The 20759-nt window shown below is 45.0% G+C and carries 18 protein-coding genes; 9 read left to right on the plus strand and 9 right to left on the minus strand.

The annotated features are described in order from the left end of the window. Nucleotides 1–122: 122 nt before the first annotated feature. From HXT56_RS05335 to HXT56_RS05375, 9 genes are all read right to left on the minus strand, one after another. Nucleotides 123–1091, minus strand: coding sequence for a ketopantoate reductase family protein (locus tag HXT56_RS05335; RefSeq protein WP_116712607.1), 969 nt, complete (start codon nt 1089–1091; stop codon nt 123–125). A 241-nt stretch (nt 1092–1332) separates the two neighbouring features. Next, a complete protein-coding gene (locus tag HXT56_RS05340; protein ID WP_116712643.1) occupies nt 1333–2379 on the minus strand; it encodes a ribokinase in 1047 nt (348 codons plus the stop codon). A 46-nt stretch (nt 2380–2425) separates the two neighbouring features. Further along, nucleotides 2426–2821: a D-ribose pyranase gene (gene rbsD, locus HXT56_RS05345; RefSeq protein ID WP_116712608.1), complete on the minus strand. Its 396-nt coding sequence runs from the start codon at nt 2819–2821 to the stop codon at nt 2426–2428. A gap of 292 nt (nt 2822–3113) precedes the next feature. Continuing rightward, on the minus strand, nt 3114–4052 hold the full coding sequence (locus HXT56_RS05350) for a D-ribose ABC transporter substrate-binding protein (protein ID WP_421778501.1): 939 nt from the start codon (nt 4050–4052) through the stop codon (nt 3114–3116). A gap of 265 nt (nt 4053–4317) precedes the next feature. Beyond that, nucleotides 4318–5319 carry an ABC transporter permease gene (locus HXT56_RS05355; RefSeq protein WP_116712610.1) on the minus strand — a complete coding sequence of 334 codons (1002 nt, stop codon included), beginning with the start codon at nt 5317–5319 and terminating at the stop codon, nt 4318–4320. 171 nt (nt 5320–5490) lie between these two features. After that, complete coding sequence (locus HXT56_RS05360; protein WP_421777958.1) at nt 5491–6984, minus strand: sugar ABC transporter ATP-binding protein; 1494 nt, start codon at nt 6982–6984, stop codon at nt 5491–5493. 215 nt (nt 6985–7199) lie between these two features. Beyond that, nucleotides 7200–8210 carry a LacI family DNA-binding transcriptional regulator gene (locus HXT56_RS05365; RefSeq protein WP_116712612.1) on the minus strand — a complete coding sequence of 337 codons (1011 nt, stop codon included), beginning with the start codon at nt 8208–8210 and terminating at the stop codon, nt 7200–7202. Nucleotides 8211–8596: 386 nt separating this feature from the next. Further along, nucleotides 8597–9061: a nucleoside deaminase gene (locus HXT56_RS05370; protein ID WP_116712613.1), complete on the minus strand. Its 465-nt coding sequence runs from the start codon at nt 9059–9061 to the stop codon at nt 8597–8599. A 77-nt stretch (nt 9062–9138) separates the two neighbouring features. Then, on the minus strand, nt 9139–9909 hold the full coding sequence (locus HXT56_RS05375; protein WP_116712614.1) for an alpha/beta hydrolase: 771 nt from the start codon (nt 9907–9909) through the stop codon (nt 9139–9141). 291 nt (nt 9910–10200) lie between these two features. Between HXT56_RS05375 and HXT56_RS05380 the strand changes: the two genes are divergently transcribed. From HXT56_RS05380 to nagB, 9 genes are all read left to right on the plus strand, one after another. Further along, entirely contained in the window at nt 10201–11133 is a 933-nt protein-coding gene (locus tag HXT56_RS05380; RefSeq protein WP_421777959.1) for a DUF4862 family protein, read from the plus strand. Nucleotides 11134–11188: 55 nt separating this feature from the next. Beyond that, entirely contained in the window at nt 11189–12226 is a 1038-nt protein-coding gene (locus HXT56_RS05385) for an ROK family protein (RefSeq protein ID WP_421777960.1), read from the plus strand. 35 nt (nt 12227–12261) lie between these two features. Next, nucleotides 12262–12930: an N-acetylmannosamine-6-phosphate 2-epimerase gene (locus tag HXT56_RS05390; RefSeq protein WP_421777961.1), complete on the plus strand. Its 669-nt coding sequence runs from the start codon at nt 12262–12264 to the stop codon at nt 12928–12930. Nucleotides 12931–13104: 174 nt separating this feature from the next. Further along, the gene (locus HXT56_RS05395; RefSeq protein WP_116712618.1) at nt 13105–14670 is read left to right on the plus strand and encodes an ABC transporter substrate-binding protein; all 1566 of its coding nucleotides are present in this window, start codon (nt 13105–13107) and stop codon (nt 14668–14670) included. 200 nt (nt 14671–14870) lie between these two features. Then, the gene (locus HXT56_RS05400) at nt 14871–15776 is read left to right on the plus strand and encodes an ABC transporter permease (RefSeq protein ID WP_165846104.1); all 906 of its coding nucleotides are present in this window, start codon (nt 14871–14873) and stop codon (nt 15774–15776) included. A 1-nt stretch (nt 15777) separates the two neighbouring features. Beyond that, a complete protein-coding gene (locus HXT56_RS05405; protein ID WP_116712620.1) occupies nt 15778–17802 on the plus strand; it encodes a dipeptide/oligopeptide/nickel ABC transporter permease/ATP-binding protein in 2025 nt (674 codons plus the stop codon). After that, nucleotides 17799–18659: an ABC transporter ATP-binding protein gene (locus HXT56_RS05410; protein WP_250309765.1), complete on the plus strand. Its 861-nt coding sequence runs from the start codon at nt 17799–17801 to the stop codon at nt 18657–18659. Before HXT56_RS05405 ends, HXT56_RS05410 begins: the two co-directional genes overlap by 4 nt. 151 nt (nt 18660–18810) lie before the next feature. Continuing rightward, the gene (locus HXT56_RS05415; RefSeq protein WP_421777962.1) at nt 18811–19770 is read left to right on the plus strand and encodes a dihydrodipicolinate synthase family protein; all 960 of its coding nucleotides are present in this window, start codon (nt 18811–18813) and stop codon (nt 19768–19770) included. A gap of 169 nt (nt 19771–19939) precedes the next feature. Continuing rightward, complete coding sequence (nagB, locus tag HXT56_RS05420) at nt 19940–20752, plus strand: glucosamine-6-phosphate deaminase (RefSeq protein WP_004126702.1); 813 nt, start codon at nt 19940–19942, stop codon at nt 20750–20752. Nucleotides 20753–20759 lie beyond the last annotated feature (7 nt).

Here is a 20759-nt window from a genome sequence, read left to right on the forward strand (position 1 = left end):
ATAAAAGTTATTATACTTGTAAATATTGTAGTTAAAAGAGTATAAAAAAGCGGCCCACAGTAAAAACCGCGAGCCGCGCCTCCTTCTCATTCACTGTAAGAGCTATAGGGATAGTCTCTCAATCATTGCTGGTGATGCAACTTAAAAGCAAGCTCAGCTAAGTGCACGCCGTGAGTTAAGAACTCGTGAGTGCGGCAAACGTAATCGTTTTCGCGACCAAGCTTCGCAATATAACCGTTGATATAGTCGACTTCCGTTTCACGACCGCGGCTCATATCTTGATACATAGAAGGATAATGCAAAGGATTTGCCACGCGACTTACATAATCAATAGCTTCCATCTCTTGCTGACGCGTATTAACCATACGAATTCCGGCACGATCGCACACATCGTACGCTTCGTTAATAAGCTGACGAGCCATATCCATTGCTCCTGGGTACGAAATAAACTGACCCATCTGAATCTGATACATAGTACACAAAGTATTAATTACGGAATTAAAAATCACCTTCGCCATGCAAGTACCCTTAAAATCTTCCGTAATAGTAGGGTTCAAACCAGCAGCTTTAAAGTCGTCTCGCATAGCAAGCTCAACATCGCTTACCTGCTCATTCAACGCGCACATATTCATGGTTCCAACGCCAACTTTACCAATAAAATCAACGTCTCCCGGGCCGTTCAAAACTGTTGCAATCATGGCAGTTCCACCATAAATATGATCATCCGGGAAGTACTGCTGCAACTTTTCGAAGTGCCCCCAACCGTTCATTGCAGCAAACACAACTTGATGATCCTTAAACAGATGCTTGCAACGCTCCAACATTTCTGCAAGCTGCATCTGCTTCATAAACACAATCCACACGTCTGGATTGCCATCGTAATCTTCCGGCGTATACATATTAATCGGCACCAAATGGCGGTTTTCGTGGTCTCGGCTAACCATTACACCGCCCTGCTCACGCACCTTATTTACGTTCTTATCCCAGGTGTCAATGAAGTCAACATGAATACCGGCCGTTTCCTGCAACAAAACGCCATAGCGATATCCCATAGCTCCAGAACCGATCATTGCATATTTCATGCCACTCATAGTGACACCTCCTTTTAGGTAAAAGTGTGCTTAGGCGAGATTCATGCATTTACAGGAATTACGTCGAAGCGACTACAAATATAATAAAAAGCAGTAAGGCTGATCGTAGTGACTAAAATCAGCCAACTGCTTTTTGGTTTTTATAGCATATTACACAGTTTTTGGAGAATGTCAAAATTTTGTATATCGGCAAGGCGCGAACGTCAACTGAATATACACAATTTATGCATGCATCACCTACTTACAAGTGAAAAAATTGACGAATTTGAGCAACTGTGCCGTAAGAAGCTTGTGCACCAAATCCAGTAGCAGCATATGCAGCTACATAAGAAGCCAACGAAGCCGCATCAACGAGTCGCATATCTGCAGACAAACATGCGAGCACAGTACCCATAAAAGCATCACCACAACCAGTGGTATCAACAGCATTGACATGCTGAGCCATAATTCTATGCACTGAATTATCGGCATAATCCAAAACAATAGACCCCTTTGAACCAAGTGTTACTATCGCTTCATTAAAGCCAAACTCATGCATTGCACGAAGTGCATGCTGCCAATCAAACGAATCCCAATCGCCATTATCAGGTTCTGAAATATGCAACAATTGCGCCATTTCATGCTCATTAACCAGTAAGATATCTGCAGATCGTATAAGATCTTGCGGTAATGTATCCAAAAAAGGCGAATTATTAAGCAAAACTTTTACGCCATGCTCATGCGCTAAGCGAGCGCACATCGTAACCGATTCTAACGGACTTTCCAAACAAAGTCCTAATACTTTTGCACTAGTAATAGCAGCTTTCACAGATGGCGACTGAATATAATCAACATCAACTTGCGAGTTAGATCCAGGCGCATAAACAATAGTATTTTCGCCACTTTGCGCATCCACTGTAATCACTGTTGCACCACTGTTGCAATTGGGTACATGACGTACATACGTCGTATCAACACCAGATTCTTGCAAAGCACCAGTAAGAAAATCAGCATTAGCATCATCGCCTACCGCACCGAACATACATACGTGCGCACCAAGCTTTGCAGCAGATACTGCCTGATTACCTGACTTACCTCCAGGCAGTATTCGTATTTCGTTGCCTTTAATGGTCTCACCAGGCATAGGAAGACGATTAGCAACAATAGTATAATCCGCATTCATAGAACCAACTATCGCTACAGTAGGCATCTTCATATTTCGCATCGCAGGCAATGTTTCATGTTGCAAATCCACATTAACAGGCTGAATGACTTTAATCTTTTCTAAACTCTCCAACGAGTCAAGCATATGATAACTAGACATAATTCTCCCTAAATATTGCGCAAAACAAAGCTTAGAATGGAACACCACAACGCAGCAACACGTTAGAATACGGGGTAGTCTCACCCGTTCGAATCACGAATTTAGCTTGCGAAACAAGAGCCTTAAATCCTTGTTCGCCATCATGCGGCACATAAGTCAATGGCACGCCAAGCAGATCCTTGACCCATGTTTCTGGAACATCATCACAAGCTTCTTCCGCCATAATACCAGACTCAAGAACAAGATCATCCTTTATTGATGCAAGCACGTCAGTAAATCGCGGTATTCCAAAAACCAAGGCTAAATCAATAACTTCTACGCCCGCCGGGACAGGCAAGCCACAGTCAGAAACAACAAATTGATCCTTATGCCTTAATTTTGCAATAGCAGCTGCTAATTGTGCGTTCAAAATACCATGAGTTAACATAATTCACCCCATATCACGGCTCATGAAAGTGACATCAACAATGATCATCACCTTTATAACAAGTTCGCCACCACGAACATATATGATAAAAATCTTATTAAGAAAAAATGGCGCTGAGAACACTAAATCATACGGTATTAATAAATTTTACTGTTGCGATTATTTTCACGAAAGCATCATGAATGCTCCCAGCGCCATATAAATTTTGCATTAGCTATATTGATCCATAAAACTACTCAACATAAATTTTAATGTTTATACACGGAATTACATAGTTTTATGCAAATATGTATTACTCAAAATCACCCACATTCTTTGCTGTTACCGTTTTCACAGTAATTGGCTCAGTCTTTGGAACACTTTTCCCTTTAATAGCTTTTACAGCAGCAGCAACGGCAGAACGGCCAAGTTCCTTTGGTTGCTGAGCAATTGTTCCAACCATTGTGCCGGCCTTAATAGCTTTCATACCGTCAGCAGTGCCATCAAAACCGACTACTTTAATTTCTTTACCAGCTTTAGCTCCTAATGCTTGAATGGCGCCTAATGCCATCTCGTCATTTTCGGCGTAAATGCCAGTTACATTCGGGTGCGATTGCAACAAATTAGTAGCCACATTTAATGCTTCAGCACGGTCAAAGTTAGCAGTTTGTTCTGCTACAACTTTAATATTTGAATATTTCTTAATACGATCTTTGAATCCTTTGCCACGGTCGCGAGTAGAAGCCGCTCCAGGAATACCTTGCAAAATCAAAACTTCACCTTTTTCGCTAATACTATTAGCTAGCGTGTCAGCAGCCTGAGCACCACCAGCAACATTATCGGAAGAAATATGCGAAGTAACTTTTTCACCAGTTACAGAACGGTCAACAGAAATCACAGGCAAGTTCGCGCTTAGCAACGGGGCAACTGCAGGACCAGCAGCATCAGAATCTACAGGGTTAATAATAACAGCTTTTGCACCTTGCGATTGAGCATTCTGCGCTTGATCCTGCTGCTTTGCAGAATCATTCTGAGCGTCGGAAACTTGCAAATCAACACCAAGTTTCTTTGCTTCAGCTTGAGCACCATCACGTAGATCCACAAAGAACGGATTGTTCAAAGTAGAAACTAGCAATGCGACTTTATCGCCACCATTAGTACTACCACATGCACTCATGCTGACAATAAGTGCAGATGCTGCTGCAAACGCGCAAGCAATCTTTACGCTTCGACGCATAATTGGATAATTCATCATATCTCCTTTGATTATTGCCCTGTGCTACCGCAAGTTTTTTAGTTCAATAAATCCACAATATTGCAGTGACATAAGGCTGATGTTTCACCATCTCTTTACCTTATTGTTACGTAGTTTTGAGTTATAAAGTTCAGTTATAATATTCCAAATTGTTTCAATTCTTGCTGAAAATATTGATTACTCACCGCTTACGAATCAACATTTGCAAGATTCACCTCCTTACTACGAGAAGATCAAGTTTATAAAAAGTATTAATTTGCTGTCAGTGCGTATCTTCCTTACGGCGCAAAGTATCAAGGCTTACAGCGAATGCAATAACCAAACCGATAACTACTTGCTGCCAGAACGAGGAAACATTCAAAATATTCAAGCCGTTACGAATTACAGCCAACAAAATTGCTCCTACGAAAGTGCCAGAAATCTTGCCTTTGCCGCCAGAAAGTGAAGCACCACCGATAACAACGGAAGCAATCGCATCCATTTCGTAACCAGTGGCAGCCTGAGGCTGAGCGGAATGTAGACGACCAGCAATAACTAAACCGGCGACAGCGGCAAAAATACCCGAAAGAACAAACACCATAATTTGTGTTTTATGAATATTGATGCCAGAAAGGCGCGAAGCTTCCATATTGCCGCCAACAGCATACATAGAACGACCAGTAGTGGTGAAGTTCAGTATTACTGCAGCAATAACACCCATGATAATCATCATCACAATTGGCATTGGAATACCTAATATGTTGGCACCAAAGAAATTAACCATGCCGGATGTAGAAATAGGACGACCGTCTGAAACAACAAGGGTAAGGCCACGCGCAACAGACATCATTGCCAATGTGGCAATAAACGATGGCAACTTAAGGAAAGCGTTAGCTACGCCAGAAATAAGTCCAAAAAGTGCACCGGTTGCTATACCAACCACAACAGTCAGCACTGGTGGCAACCCCATAGAAACGCCTGTATATGCAACCAACATGCTAGAAATTGCAGCCACCGAACCTACTGACAAATCAATACCAGCGGACACGATAACAAAGGTTTGACCGAATGCCAAAATAGCAACTGTCGCAGCTTGAATACCCACATTGAGAATATTCACACTCGTCAAAAATGCCGGCGTAGCGCATGAAAGCGCAGCGCATAAAATAACCAAGCCAATAAGAGCGCCATTGCGAGATGCAAACTTTTTCGCTGCAGGCAAAAATCCTTTATCAACTGCACCGTATCCCAAATGCTCAGATTTTGCACTACTCGTAGCAGCCATAATTTATACTCCTTTAACAAATTTTGCTATAACTCACTGCACTGGTATGCGCAATAAATTGTTGTATGCAAGTTTTACGTTTGATTGGTAACTTTAATTTTTAAGATTTCAACATGGCTCATGTATCAGTTTCATATTGAAAACAGTAAGGTTTTGCTCATTTCTGTATGCTCAAATACCAGATGCATTAAGGTGAGTCACTGCAAGTTCCATCACACTTTCCTGCGTAGCCTCGTTTGCAGCTAATTCACCGCTGATTCTGCCGTTCGACATCACCAATACGCGATCTGACATGCCAAGCACTTCAGGCAAATCTGAGGATGCCATTAGCACAGCACCTCCATTTTCTACGATATTGTTAATCAACTCGTAAATTTCTACACGAGCACCAACATCAACACCACGAGTAGGCTCATCCAGCAATAGCACTTTCACGTTCGCCATAGACCATTTACCGAACACAATTTTTTGTTGATTACCGCCAGATAGCGAACCAGCGAATTGATCAATGTTTGCCATACGAATACGCAATTTTTTTGCAGTTTCTTCTTCGCGAGTACGCTGCCCTTTCAAATCTGCAAAGCCGGCGTGTGCTGTAGAAACTAATGTAGAAATTCCCAAATTTTCTGCAACAGATGCCTCAAGAATCAATCCTTGTACTCGACGATCTTCTGGGACTAAACCAAGACCGGCTGCAATGCTTCCTGCGATATTCGCTTTTGCAATTGGCTTACCATCAACAGTTATTGTGCCTGAATCATAGCTATCTGCACCAAATATTGCACGAAGAACTTCGGTACGACCAGCACCTACCAAACCTGCAAGACCCACAACTTCGCCAGCATGAACACTGAAGGATACGTTTTCTAGCGCACCTTTTCGCGTTAAGCCTTCTACTTTTAGCAGCTCTTTGCCTTGACTACGTTTGCCATGAGGGAATTGATTTGTAATATCACGACCTACCATGAGTTTTACAAGTTCCTTCTCAGAAACTTTCGCATCAACAGTATCGACATATTTACCATCACGAAGCACAGTTACAACATCACCAACGCGCGCAATCTCATCCAAATGGTGAGAAATAAACACCATGCCAACATTCTTGGATTTTAAATCTTCCATAATGCTGAATAATTGTTCACATTCACGCTTCGTTAAAGCTGCAGTCGGTTCGTCAAGAATAAGAATAGATGCATGCTGCATAAGCGCTTTAGCAATTTCTACCATTTGTTGACGAGCTACGCCAAGTTCTCCCATTGGCTTATTAACATCTTCATCTAAACCGATAACTTGTAATGCGACTTTCGCACGAGTACGCATCGTCGCACGATCAATAAAACCAGCTTTAGTGGGAAGCATACCAAGGAACAAATTTTCCATAATAGAAAGTTCTGGCACCAAATTTAACTCTTGGTGAATCACAGCAATACCCAATTTGCGAGCAGCATCCACATTAGGAATTCGCACTGTTTCACCATTGATCTCAATATGACCTTTATCTGGCTGATAAATGCCACTCATCATCTTAATAACTGTTGACTTGCCCGCACCATTTTCACCAAGGAGAACATGCACTTCACCCGGTTTTACTGTTACAGACAAATTGTCAACTACTGTAGAATTACCGAATATTTTCGATACTCCTACTAGCGATAGTTCCGTCATGTCTTACCTCTTTCTTCGCTACAGCACCACTGCTGCCACGAAAATGCAATAAATTACGCTACATTACGCTTGTGCTTTGGATGAGAATTATGCTGCAATGTGCATGCAAAACGTAACAACAACGGTACGCTCAGGCGATTGCTGCACACGCTTACAAAGTCACAGTACAAAAATCAATAACAATAGTGTCAAGCTATAAAATAACAGCCTTACAACTACGCATTTCCTAACGATTCACGCGGAATATACATAGTTTCTACTCGCTGCGATTGAACATCAACATTATGTTCTAACATATCCAAAAAAAGTGCAGCACTAGTACGACCAATACGCTGAACTTGTTGCGAAATAGTAGAAATACGCGGCGTTGCTAAGCGGAATATTTCAACATCATCAAACGAAATAATTGAAATATCACTACCTATCACTAATCCTTCACGAGCCATTACATCCATCACTCGCAGCGCATCTGGCGAATAGCCGATAATAAGCGCTTTTACGCCAACGCTAATCATGCGATGCAACACGCTAGCACATGAGGATTGTTCAAACCCCGTAGATTCTACAAATACATGTTCTTCGCCAAATATCTCAGAAGCCACTGTACGAAATACTTGTTCGCGTTCTTGCAGTGACGGTGAAGCGATAATTGGACCCGACACGTAGCCAACTGAGCAAAAACCATGTTGTTTAACATCCAATAATGCGTCACGAATACCTTGCTCTGGATCCGAATCCACAACTGGCACATGCGTCAAATCACCAGTCCGAGGCTCCACATGTCTATCCATAAACATAAGTGGAAGATGCTGTTCCATCAACATTCTCATAGCATCAGTCTCCTCACCTTGAGGCACAATAATCGCACCATCAATGCGTTGAGAAAGAATACTTGTAATGAATGAATCTTGACGAGCTGCACTCTCAGAAGATGTTCCAATAAACGCACAATAGCCGGCATCAAACAACGAGTCTTGCACAGTATACGCAAGCTCAGCAAAATATGCATTGCGTATATCTGGCACAAGTAACCCAACTGTCTTAGTATGAGATGACCGCATTGCCTGAGCGCGAGAATCTGGTATATAACCTAATTCCGCAACTGCACGCTCAACTTTCGCCTTAGTGCTTGCCGATATACGACCCGTATTATTCAATGCGCGGGAAACAGTTGATACTGATATACCAGCACGTTGCGCAACATCGCGAATCGTAATGTACGACATGACACCTCCAGCTCATCTCTTATGCTCAACCAGTGCTAACAATTTTGCACTGTTATCGATATGTTTTGATTTTAGCTTGTACTCCATGTTTTATACTACGTTTTTTCATATACTCCTTTCGTTGGAGAAAAACAGCACTATGCAACCATGCATAAGAGCCTCTGTACAACATTATTCTCAATGAGCAGTTTCATCAGCGCTGAATAGAATCCGCAAATTGAGATAACGTTCCCACAATTGTCAGTTTCTTCAACTTACCTCATGCGGTAACGTTACCGCAACTATAACATTTTGCTAGGATGAACACAAGGGGAACGCGCTAAAAAATTACTTTTCATGCACTGCGTTATCTTGAATTAAACGCAACACTAAAAAATTATTCAGTTTTACCTATGATTTTCAAAAAAGTTTCGCAAAAGTTGAGCACATTCAGATTCGCACACAGAACCAATAACTTCCGGATATGAGCCTACATGCCTGTCTCGTAAAATATCCCATACTGACCCGCAAGCACCCAATTTTGCATCCCACGCACCAAAAATTACGCGCTTAAGACGAGTTTGCAAAATTGCGCCAGCACACATTGGGCAGGGTTCGAGCGTAACTACCAAAGTGCAGTCAGATAAATTCCAAGATTTTCGCGCAATAGCAGCACTTTTCATAGCAAGCACTTCCGCATGAGCCAACGGATCCGACTCTCGCTCGCGCAAGTTTGCGCCGCGGCCAATAATATTGCCGTCGCCATCAAGTACAACGGCACCAACAGGAACTTCACCCGCCTTAGCCGCTTCTACCGCCAATCGCAACGCTTCCTTCATTGCGCAAGTAACGGAATCATCGTTTTTATTCATAGAATTAGCTCACACAATCAACTTGCGAAATTAACTTGCACAATCAACTCACACAATCAACTTACAAATCGCAACTACTAAAGAAGTCCCGACGCAATATCGTGAGTAACAAACCATTTGCGAATATCGCCAAGTTCCTCCATGTGCACGGCGTGATCGAGACCTCGATATCGCTTCTCCTCAAGCCACGTGTGTTCCTCAAGCCAAGCGGCCGCGGCAGAAAATTCGTAAGGAGGAATAACTGCATCCTCTAAGCCGTAACCAAAGAATACAGGCGTGTTTCGCTCTGCCAATTCGTCGTCTTTTAGCGTAACTTCGCTGGCAAAAGCAGGAACGTTCGGAGCTATAAAACCAGAAAGCGCAACTGCAGCACGATAGCGGTCAGGGTTCAAACGCAGCACGTGCACTGCGAGCGCAGCTCCCTGCGAGAAACCAAACGGAACTACATCGCGGTTGGCTGGAATATTTGCACTCACCCACTCGTCGATTGCCGCCGCAGCCGCATACATATCGCAATCCAAATCTTCCCGCTGTGGCACGGCATCATGGAACCAACTGTACGCGCCTTCAGCGAGCTTGAGAGGAGCACGAAGCGCAATCGCATCGTTATAAGGCGCTACTATTCGCAATAAATCTAGTAAATCTTCTTCGTTAGAGCCCCAGCCGTGCAACAACAGCAGCAACGGATGCGTTGGGTGAGCTGCAGCATTTCCTTGCGAATATTGTGCGTGCGTTACTTTTAGAGGCTCGCCAAAATGTCCTGGAACTACATGCGATTCGCGGCCAATATGCGGCTCGTAAGAATTGTTACGCGCATTATTACCATACTGTTCATCGTTAGTATTCATTGCATCACCGCCGCTCGTATAAATAGTTGCGTTATAAATTATTATTTTAATAAATATTTCGTATCACGTCATTATGATTTTTCCCTTTACAGCATACGGCATTCGAAGATTAACTCATAAAAATTCGTAGAATAAATATTTTGATTTTGCAATGGTAGCCTTTGCTTTGCAAAAGTAAAGTATTGCAAACTTAACAAGATTTGATAATTTATCAGACGTCTGACGAATTGTAGCGTGTTTACTGTAACATACAAAGAAAGCTAATTCAGCCGCGATTTCAAGGAGGATATCATGCTGAAAACTAAGTTCGTTGTAGGCGCATACGCGTCGCTGCCAAAATCACGCGAAGAACAAAAACAATACTACGATTTACTCGGAACTCAAAACTGGGTTGCGGGAACTGAAATCCCATATCCTGGCGATTTAGCAGACCCACAAAACCGAGCATGGTTAGCAAACGCAATCCCGTCTAGCTGGCATAAAAACACGATAACCGCAATTCCAGGAACAATGCGGCACATAAATTTTGATCCGGACCCAGAATTTGGACTAGCAAGCCCGGATGAAGAAGGGCGACTTCGCGCAATTTCCTTCTTTAAGGACATTCGTCAAGCAATAGCTGATTTTGCAAACCTTCGCAACAGCTGCGATATTTCGCATATTGAAATACACACGGCACCAACTCGAATAGCGCACGCGGACGCAATGAAAAAGTCGCTAGATGAGCTAGCACAACTGGATTGGCTTGGGGCAAAACTGGTAATAGAACATTGCGACAGATATATTGAGGGCCAGAATCCAGAAAAAGGCTTCCTTCCGCTCGAAAATGAAATTCAAATCGCAAAAGATACGGGAATTGGAGTCACAATTAATTGGGGCCGCAGCGTTGTCGAAGAACACAACGCTCAAGCTGCTATAGCACACGTGCGCGAAGCAAGAAAGGCTGGAGTTCTGCAGGGAGTAATGTTCTCAGGGGCAGGACCAGACGCTACGCAATACGGGTACGAGTGGATTGACGGACACTTACCTATGGCTCCAGACGAACCAACGTCTTTAATGACTTCTAAAGAAATTCAAGAAACCACGCGCGAAGCGTTAAAAGACGACTATGCAATCGACTATTTGGGAGCAAAAGTGTGCGTTCCTCAAGACGCCAGCGTTTCGGAACGTTTGAACTACTTAATGCACATTTACGACGCCGTAAACGCAACGCAAGACGCGTGAATAGTCAAACTCAATTACCTCACAAATAAAAGATATTTAATCAACGGATGTAATTATGAACGAAACAAAAGATTCTCGCTCTACATATCTTGCCTTTGATATAGGTGGAACGAAAATAGCTTACGGATTGGTTACTTTGCCGGAACTTTCGTGCAGCAAAAATATTGCGAATACTGAAAATATTGCGGATACTGCGGATACTGCAAATTGCGCTATTCCGTTTGTGCAAGATTACGGATCAATACCAACCGAAGCGTCAAAAGGCGGGGAAGATATAAAAAATCGTTTAGTAGCGAAAGCGAAACAAATCCTAGAAGAAGCACAAAAAAATGGCATAACCATTAGCGGAATCGGAATCGCAGCCGCAGGAGTGCCAAATAGTAAAACTGGCGAAATTGTGGCGGCAACGAATATTCTTCCCGGTTGGCGCGGGCAGCGGATTTACGACGCGTTTAAAAACGTAACCGATTTGCCGGTTTATATGATTGGAGACGTTGGCGGCCACGGACTAGGGGAAGCTATTTACGGAGCCGGGCGCGGAAAATCGATTGTACTTTCTGTTGGAATAGGAACGGGTATCGGCGGCGCAATTATTATAAACGGCAAACTTTTTACGGGCGCACACTCAGTTGCAGGCCATGCCGGACACGTTGTTAGCGATCTTGGCGTTGGTTTCGATTGCTCGTGCGGAGCGCATGCGGGGCATATTGAGCCTGTTGCGTCTGGAACTGGTCTCGCAACTCTATACAATCGCGATTTACCGGAGGGCGTTCACCCGGCACAAAACGGCTACGAAGTATGTGTTTACGCAAACGAAGGCCAACCACACGCTAAAGAAACGCTTGCTAGAAGCGCAAAAGCTTTGGGAGAATGTGTAGCTGGAATGGCGAATCTTATAGACCCCGACGTCATAGTACTTTCTGGTTCCGTTGTAGAAGCGGGCAATATTTGGTGGGATGCTATGCACGCTGGGTTTGAAGATTCTGCCTTAGCTTTGGTTAAGAACACTCCGATTCTTAAAGGCAAACTTGGTGGCACCGCTCCGTTAATTGGTGCCGCTTTTGCCGCTTACTCAAGTTTGAAACACTGCTAAAACATTTGAAACACGCTAAAACAAAGGAGAAAACTATGAATTCTGTAGTTGAAAAAATTAAAGGTGGCTTGATTGTTAGCTGCCAAGCTTACCCTGGGGAGCCTCTTAGACACCCGGAAACAATGGCACAAATGGCAATGGCTGCCGTAGAAGGAGGCGCTATAGGAATTCGATGCCAAGGCTTAGCGGATATTTCTGCGATTAAAGGGCAGGTTGACGTTCCCGTAATTGGCATTTGGAAAGACGGGCACGAAGGCGTTTATATTACGCCAACTTTGCGCCATGCGCGTTGCTGCGCGGCGGCTGGAGCGGATATTATTGCGATTGATGCAACTGATAGGCCACGTCCAGATGGGCTTACTTACGAGCAGACGGTTCGTGCACTACACGACGAAGGCATAGTTGTTATGGCTGATTGCGGCAATTTCGACGACGCTAAGCGCGCTGCGGATTGTGGAACGGATATTATATCTACGACTTTGGCGGGGACTTCTCCCGGAAGACCAAAAACAGAAGGGCCTGATTTTGAACTTTTAGGCCAGATTTTGCAAGCTTTCCCAAACTACCCTATTATTTGTGAGGGGCGTATTCACACCCCGGAGCAGTTGCATGAGGTTATGCAGATGGGCGCGTGGGCAGCAGTTGTTGGAACTGCAATTACGCACCCAACGTCGATTACGCGTTGGTTTGCAGCAAAGTTGTAAAAAAAAAATAAAGAATAAACGAATTTTCACAATTACGACACACGTAAGACTTGACATCAGACATCAGACCTCTTATGTTTAGAGTAACGTGAAAATCACACGAGCTTATAATTGAAAACTTTTCACATTCAAAGATGAAATGTGAATAAACAAACTCAACGGTGAGGAGAAAACATGAAACGAATTAGCTCAAAGCTAACCGCTGTAATAGCTGCAAGCCTAGCCGCAATAATGATGCTGTCTGGCTGCGGCGGCGCAAAAACCCACAAATCAGTCAAAGCGAAAACCGCTGTCAAAGACACGATTACCGCTCAGGTTGCGTACGCAAGCCGTGATTTTGCGCCATCTACAACATCCGGCGCGTTGCCAATGGCAGCAAACTGGCATGTTACAGAGCCTCTTTACGCTCTTGACTACAGCAACTTTAAGGTTTTCAACGCTCTTGCAAAAGGAGAGCCAAAGAAAATTTCCGACACCGAATACGAAGTAACAATTCGCGATGCCGCTAAGTTCTCGGACGGAACAGAAGTAACAGCAGACGACGTAGTATCCTCCTTCAAGCGCACAACCGCGCAAGGAAGTCTCTACATTTCTATGCTCGACTTCATTGATTCCGTAGAAGCAAAAGACAATCGTCACGTAATCTTTAAGCTAAAGAAAGCCTTCCCACTGTTCAAGCAGCGTCTCGCCTTGATTCAAATTGTTCCAACCGCAAAGTCGGATGCAGACTTAAAGAATCAGCCAATCGGATCCGGCCCATGGAAGTACGTATCAATCACCGATAACCAAGTAAAGTTTGAGCGCAACGATTTGTACAACGGCAAGTACAAGGCACAAACCAAGAACATGGTTTGGAACATAACCGTTGACGATACCGCTCGCGTAACCGCTATGCAAGGCGGCAAAACAGACGTAATGGAAATGGTTCCAGCACAAGCCTTCAACACTTTGAAGTCGTCTGGCTCTGAACTTAAAACCGCTCAGGGCTTCACTCTCCCATTCGTTATGTTCAACACGAAGCAGAAGCCATTCGATGACAAGCGAGTGCGCCAAGCCGTTCTTTACGCAATCGACGTAAACAAGCTCATCTCCAACCAAATGAGCGGCCAAGGCGAGCCAGCAACAAGCTTCTTGCCAAAGAACTACGCAAACTACCATAAGGCGAAGAACGTATACACCAAGAATATCGACAAGGCAAAGAGCTTACTCAAGGAAGCCGGCGTAAGCGGACCAATCAAGTTCACCCTTTACACAACCGACCACACTTGGATCACCCAGCTTGCCCCACAAATCAAGAATGACCTCGCCGAAATAGGCATGGACGTAGACATTCAGTCCATGAAGTCTTCCGCACTTTACCCATCAATCACCGACCGCGACGACGCAAACTACTCGATGGTTTTGGCTCCTGGCGATCCATCCGTATTCGGCAACGATCCAGATTTGTTGATGAGCTGGTGGTACGGCGACAACGCTTGGACCCGTCAGCGCACATTCTGGAAGACCTCCGAAGGATATACAAAACTTCACGATTTTATGGACAAGGCTTTGGCAGCTAGCACCCCAGCAGAGCGCCAAAAGTATTGGAACCAGTGCTTCGATTTGCTTAGCGACGAAGTTCCTCTGTACCCACTCTTCCACCGCAAGACTACAACCGCTGTAAAGAAGGGTTCTTTGGCTGAGTGGAACGCAATCGGATCTACCGGCATCAACTTGGTAAAAGCAAAGCTAACAAAGTAGGTGCAAATCAAGAAGCGAATAAATAAACTTCATTCCCCAAACCTCTAGTCACAAAACCGGCCCAACTGTTTACCTTTCTCACCTTTGCGCAGATGAGCCGGTTTTGTTATACAAAATAACAATTTCTTCAATGGATGTGTGGATGTCTTATGAGTAATTTTCTTAGACTTTTAGGTAGGCGACTCATTGCCCTGCCGTTCATGGCATTCGGCGTTACGTTCCTCGTATTCTTCCTTATGTCATTTTCAAAATACGATCCAGCAGTTGCAGCTTTAGGCGAGAACTCGTCTCCAGCAGCTCTGGCAGCCTTCCGCCACGAAATGGGTTACGATAAGCCGTGGTGGGAGCAGTTCGGATCCTACATTCTTGGCCTTTTCCAAGGAAATATGGGTGTTTACGGCGTAAACAAAGATTCCGTAGCAGAACGCGTTGCAGAAGCATTCCCAATCACTCTGCAGCTAACTTTCATCGGCTTGCTGATTGCAATAATTTTTGCCGTAGTGTTTGGCGTTTTTGCAGCACTTTACCGCGATACTTGGGTTGATCAGACAGTTCGAGTTCTTTCGATTATTGCAATTGCAACTCCATCCTTCTGGCTTGGCGTTCTTTTGATTTACGTTCTTCAGATTAAGCTCGCGTGGCTTCCTGGTTCCGGCGATTTTGTGCCGTTCTTTGAAGATCCAGAAGCTTATATTGCAAGAATGGCAATGCCTTGCTTCGCACTAGGCCTTCCGGTAGCCGGTCAGCTTACGCGAATCATACGAACCTCAATGGTAGAAGAATTGGATAAGGATTACGTGCGAACCGCAATCGGCGCAGGAATTCCAAAAAGCGTGGTGGTCGCTAGAAACGTGTTCCGCAACGCTTTGATTACACCAATCACAACCCTTGGTATGAAGATTGGTTACCTTATGGGTGGCGCAATCGTTATTGAGGTTATCTTTGCTCTCCCAGGAATGGGTACCGCAATGTTCGATGGTATCAACGGCAACCAGCCGATGCTCGTACAGGGCGTTGTTCTGGTTGTTGCAATCGCATTCATCTTTATAAACATCATTGTTGATTTGCTCTACGTATTAATCAACCCAAGGATTAGGACGGTGTGACATGCTATTTGGAAAGAATCAGGTAGCAGATGCCGCATCAAAACCAGGCATCAAATTTAACAGATTCAACAAAATGAGCTTAGGCTCCAGAATTTCGTTCATCGTAATTGCGATTCTAGCCTTTTGCGCAACTTTCGCACGATTTATAGCTCCTTGCGATCCAGTAAAGATTACGCAAAACTATCAGGCACCAACAGGCGCACATTGGTTCGGTACCGACAACCTTGGTCGAGACGTGTTCTCCAGGGTTATGTATGGCGCACGCTACTCGCTGGTAATCGGTTTGTCGTCCGTGCTCTTCGCATTGGTTATGGGAGCCATCATCGGCGCAATCGCAGCAGTAAGCCGCACCTGGATTTCTGAGCTTATCATGCGATTGATTGATATCGTAATGTCCATTCCAGGAATCGCATTAGCAGCTGTGTGCCTTGCAATTCTTGGACAATCGATGATCGGTATCATCATTTCCATTGGTGTGCTTTACGTGCCACAAATCGCAAGAATTGTGCGCGCAAATATCATAAGCGAATATGGAAAAGATTATGTACGAGCAGTAATCGTTTCCGGCGCCCGCGCACCGTGGATTTTACTCAAGCATGTAACCCGAAACATTGCAGCTCCAGTCATGGTGTTCACAACGCTTTGCGTTGCCGACGCAATCGTTTTCGAAGCCTCACTTAGCTTCATTAACGCAGGTATTCCAGAGCCAACTCCAACTTGGGGTAACATTTTATCTTCCGCAAAAGCAGGCGTTATCTTTGGATACTGGTGGCAAGCATTGTTCCCAGGCCTTGCAATTATGATCACCGTTTTGTGCTTAAACATTCTTTCTGAAGGCATTACAGACGCAATGGTCGCAGCGCCAACTGCTCCAGTTTCTAAGACTGCTGCCGACGCTGACGCCGCACGCAAGGAAGACAGGATCCTTACCGACCCAGTTGCAGCTTACAAAGAACAGCACGCAGCTTTGGTTGAATCTCTTGCGAAACTTCGCGAAGCTGAGTTAAAGCGCACGGATCGCTTGCAACCAATGTCTACAGAAGCGCCAGTCATTGAGGTTAAGGACTTGTGCATTCAGTTCCCTCGCTACGGAAATGTGAACGTTGTAGATCACTTGAGCTTCTCAGTTCGCCCAGGCGAAACAATGGGCTTGGTTGGCGAATCCGGCTGCGGAAAGTCGATTACTTCGCTTGCAATTATGGGGTTGCTGGATCCAAAAGCAAAGATTAGCGGACAGATTCTGTTTAATGGCAAGGATCTTGTAAAACTTAGCCCAAAGGAGCACAACGCTCTGCGCGGCCACGAAATTGCAATGGTTTACCAAGACGCATTGTCTTCCTTGAACCCATCAATGTTGATTAAGACTCAAATGAAGCAGTTGACCTCTCGCGGAGGAACTCGTAGCGCCGAAGAGTTGCTAGAGCTTGTAGGCTTGGATCCAAAGCGCACGCTTGAATCCTACCCGCACGAGCTTTCTGGCGGCCAGCGTCAGCGCGTGCTAATTGCAATGGCACTTACGCGAGATCCAAAGTTGATAATTGCAGATGAGCCAACAACCGCTTTGGATGTCACTGTTCAAAAGCAGGTAATCGATCTTCTTAATGAACTTCGTGAAAAGCTTGGATTTGCAATGGTGTTTGTAAGCCACGACTTGGCTCTCGTAGCTAAGGTTGCTCACTCCATTACCGTAATGTACGCAGGCCAAGTTGTTGAGCAGGGTGCAACTAAGGAAATACTTACAGATCCTCGCCACGAGTACACGCGCGGTTTGCTCGGTTCTGTAACTTCTATCGAAGCTGGCGCTCCAAGATTGCACCAGGTTCCAGGAACAGTTCCAAGCCCATCCGACTTCCCTAAGGGAGATCGATTCGCTCCGCGCTCTTCGCACCCAGATCAGGGACTTGACGTGCGCCCAATAATGAAGCGCATTCCAGGAACATGGCACTTCTACGCCGCTCAACCGGAGCCTGAAACGGATGCACCTTCCGCAATTTTGAACGCATCTGATCAAGGAGATGTGCGATGAACATGAATATTAGCGAAACAAATAAAGCACAGAACAAAAATGGCGATGTTCCAATCATTGAGCTTGTAGACGCGGAAGTGGTGTTTACTACTCGAGCTGGATCTGGCCTGTTCCATAAGAACCAGATTACTGCAGTAAACAAGGTAAACCTTAAGCTGATGCCGGGTAAAACAATTGGTATTGTTGGCGAATCTGGCTGCGGAAAGTCAACAACCGCAAATATTATGTGCGGTCTTCAACAGGTTACGAGCGGCAAGGTTCTGTTCAAGGGGCAAGACGTTACGCATCGCACTGCAAAAGAGCGTATGGATATTGGTCGCGTTGTTTCCGTTGTGTTCCAGGATCCGGCAATGGCATTGAACGCACGCATGAGCGTTATTGACCAGCTGATTGACCCTCTTGTTGTACACAAAATTGGCGACAAGGAAGCGCGTGACGCAAGGGCGAAGGAGCTAATCCGAATGGTTGGTTTGCCTCATTCTGTTCTTGGCGCTTTGCCAGGCCAGCTTTCTGGCGGACAACGTCAGCGCGTGGCAATCGCTCGCGCACTCTCACTTAATCCGGATGCAATCATTGCAGATGAGCCAACTTCCGCTTTGGACGTGTCGGTTCGCGCACAGATTTTGAATCTTCTTTCCGACTTAAAGAAGAAGCTGAATCTTTCAATGGTGTTTATTAGTCACGATATTCAAACGATTCGCTACATATCCGACGAAGTTGTTGTTATGAATCATGGAACGATTGTTGAGCGCGGCGAAACGCACCAAGTGATTAATAATCCGCAAAATGAGTACACAAAGATTCTGATGGGTGCAGCACCGTCGCTATTGCACCCAACGGAAGAAGAGTGCAAGTAAGGTGCGCCAAATAAATCTATAAATCTAAACGTAACCGTGGGCGGTTTGCTACGTCTTGCAATGAAACTCATGCAAGCCGCCCGCTTTATCCGGCTAAATTTCAAATACGAAATTTAAATACGAAAATTTTAAATACGAAAGAAGTGTAATTATGACTGAAAAATTCCACGGCGTTATTCCTCCAGTTGTTACGCCATTAACTGCAGACGGCGAAGTAGACGTTATTAGCTTTGAGCGCTCGCTTAACCGCATGATTGACGCTGGTGTAGACGGCCTCTTTACGCTTGGATCTTCTGGCGAAGTGGCATTCAGCACCGATAAGCGCCGCCGCGAAATCATTGAAAACGTAATGCGCATTGTAGACGGCCGTGTGCCAGTTTTGGTTGGCTGCATTGACACGGAAACAAACCGCGTAATTGAGCACGCAAAGGAAGCTAAGGAGCTTGGAGCAGACGCAATCGTTGCAACGGCGCCATTCTACGCACTTGGTGGCATGGCTGAAGTTGAACGTCACTTCCGTCTTATTCACGAAGCTGTGCCGGATTTGCCATTGTTTGCTTACGACATCCCAGTTTGTGTGCACACGAAACTTCCTGGCAATTTGCTTGTAAAACTTGGAAAAGATGGCGTTCTTGCAGGCGTTAAGGATTCGTCCAACGACGACGTGTCATTCAGATTCTTGGTTGACGACAACAATAAGGCTGGCCATCCTTTGATTCTTCTTACCGGCCAGGAGGTTGTTGTTGACGGCGCGTATATGGCAGGCGCAGATGGATCTGTACCAGGTCTTGCAAACGTCGAAGCCACTGGCTACGTGCGTATGTGGAAGGCTGCTCAGGCGGGAGATTGGGCAACGGTTAAGAAAGAGCAGGATTGGCTCTCGGCTTTGATGCGAATTGTTACCGTACCTAGCGGCGTGGCAGGCTTCGGAGCCGGCGTCGGAGCTTTTAAAACCGCAATGGCACTTCTTGGCGTATTTGACACGAATCAGATGCCAAATCCTGTTCTTCCGCTTCAAGGAGAGAACGTCGAAGCTATTGCCGGTGTTCTTAAGGAAGTTGGACTTACGCTTGCTAAGACTCCAGAAGAAGTAAGCGCTTCTACTAAATAAGAAAATTAAAAATCATTTCTTGATGGCGAAAAGTAAGCAAATAGTGTTGCGGCATGCGTTTAGTGCGCTTGCCGCAATGCTAATAATTACACGCAAAAATTACGTACCAAAAATTACGTACTAAAAATTAGACGCAAATAATTACAAGACTTTAAAGGAGAGGTTAAATATGGCAGAAGTTATTATCGTAAAGGATCAAGATGAAGCCGGCGAACTTTACGCAAAAGCCGTTGTAGATTTGATTAGTCGCAAGCCAGACGCAGTACTTGGCTTAGCTACGGGATCTAGCCCATTAAAGGCCTACGAGCATCTTGCAAAGCTTGTTAAAGAAAATAATGTTGACGTAAGTCGCGTGCGCGGATTTGCGCTTGATGAATACATTGGATTGCCGTTAGAGCACGAGCAGTCCTACCACAGCACAATCCGCAGAACCGTAACCGATTTAATCGGCCTAAACCCAGATTTAGTGCACGTTCCAGGAGATGTTCTTAACGGAGCGCCATTAAGCGAAGGCAGCAAGATTGCGCACGCTGGAGCTGACTACGACGCTGCTATTGCTGCTGCTGGTGGAATCGACGTGCAAATTTTGGGAATCGGCTCCGATGGACACGTTGGCTTTAACGAGCCTGGATCTTCGCTTGCGTCTGGAACGCGCGTAAAAACCTTAACTGAGCAGACTCGTGTAGATAACCGCCGATTCTTTGACGGAGATATTAACCAAGTTCCAACACATTGCATAACGCAAGGAATTGGAACGATTTTGCGCGCTAAGCATCTTGTTCTTCTTGCGTTTGGCTCAAATAAGGCAGATGCTGTAGCTGCAACGCTAGAAGGTGGAGTAAGCTCGCTATGCCCAGCTTCCGCGCTTCAAATGCACCCACACGCAACCGTGATTATAGACGAAGCGGCAGCAAGCAAGCTTAAGTTGGCAGACTACTATCGTTGGGTGTACACAAATAAGCCATCTTGGCAAGGAATCTGATACTCAA

The sequence above is a fragment of the Gardnerella nova genome (assembly GCF_049244055.1).
Classification (GTDB): domain Bacteria; phylum Actinomycetota; class Actinomycetes; order Actinomycetales; family Bifidobacteriaceae; genus Bifidobacterium; species Bifidobacterium vaginale_H.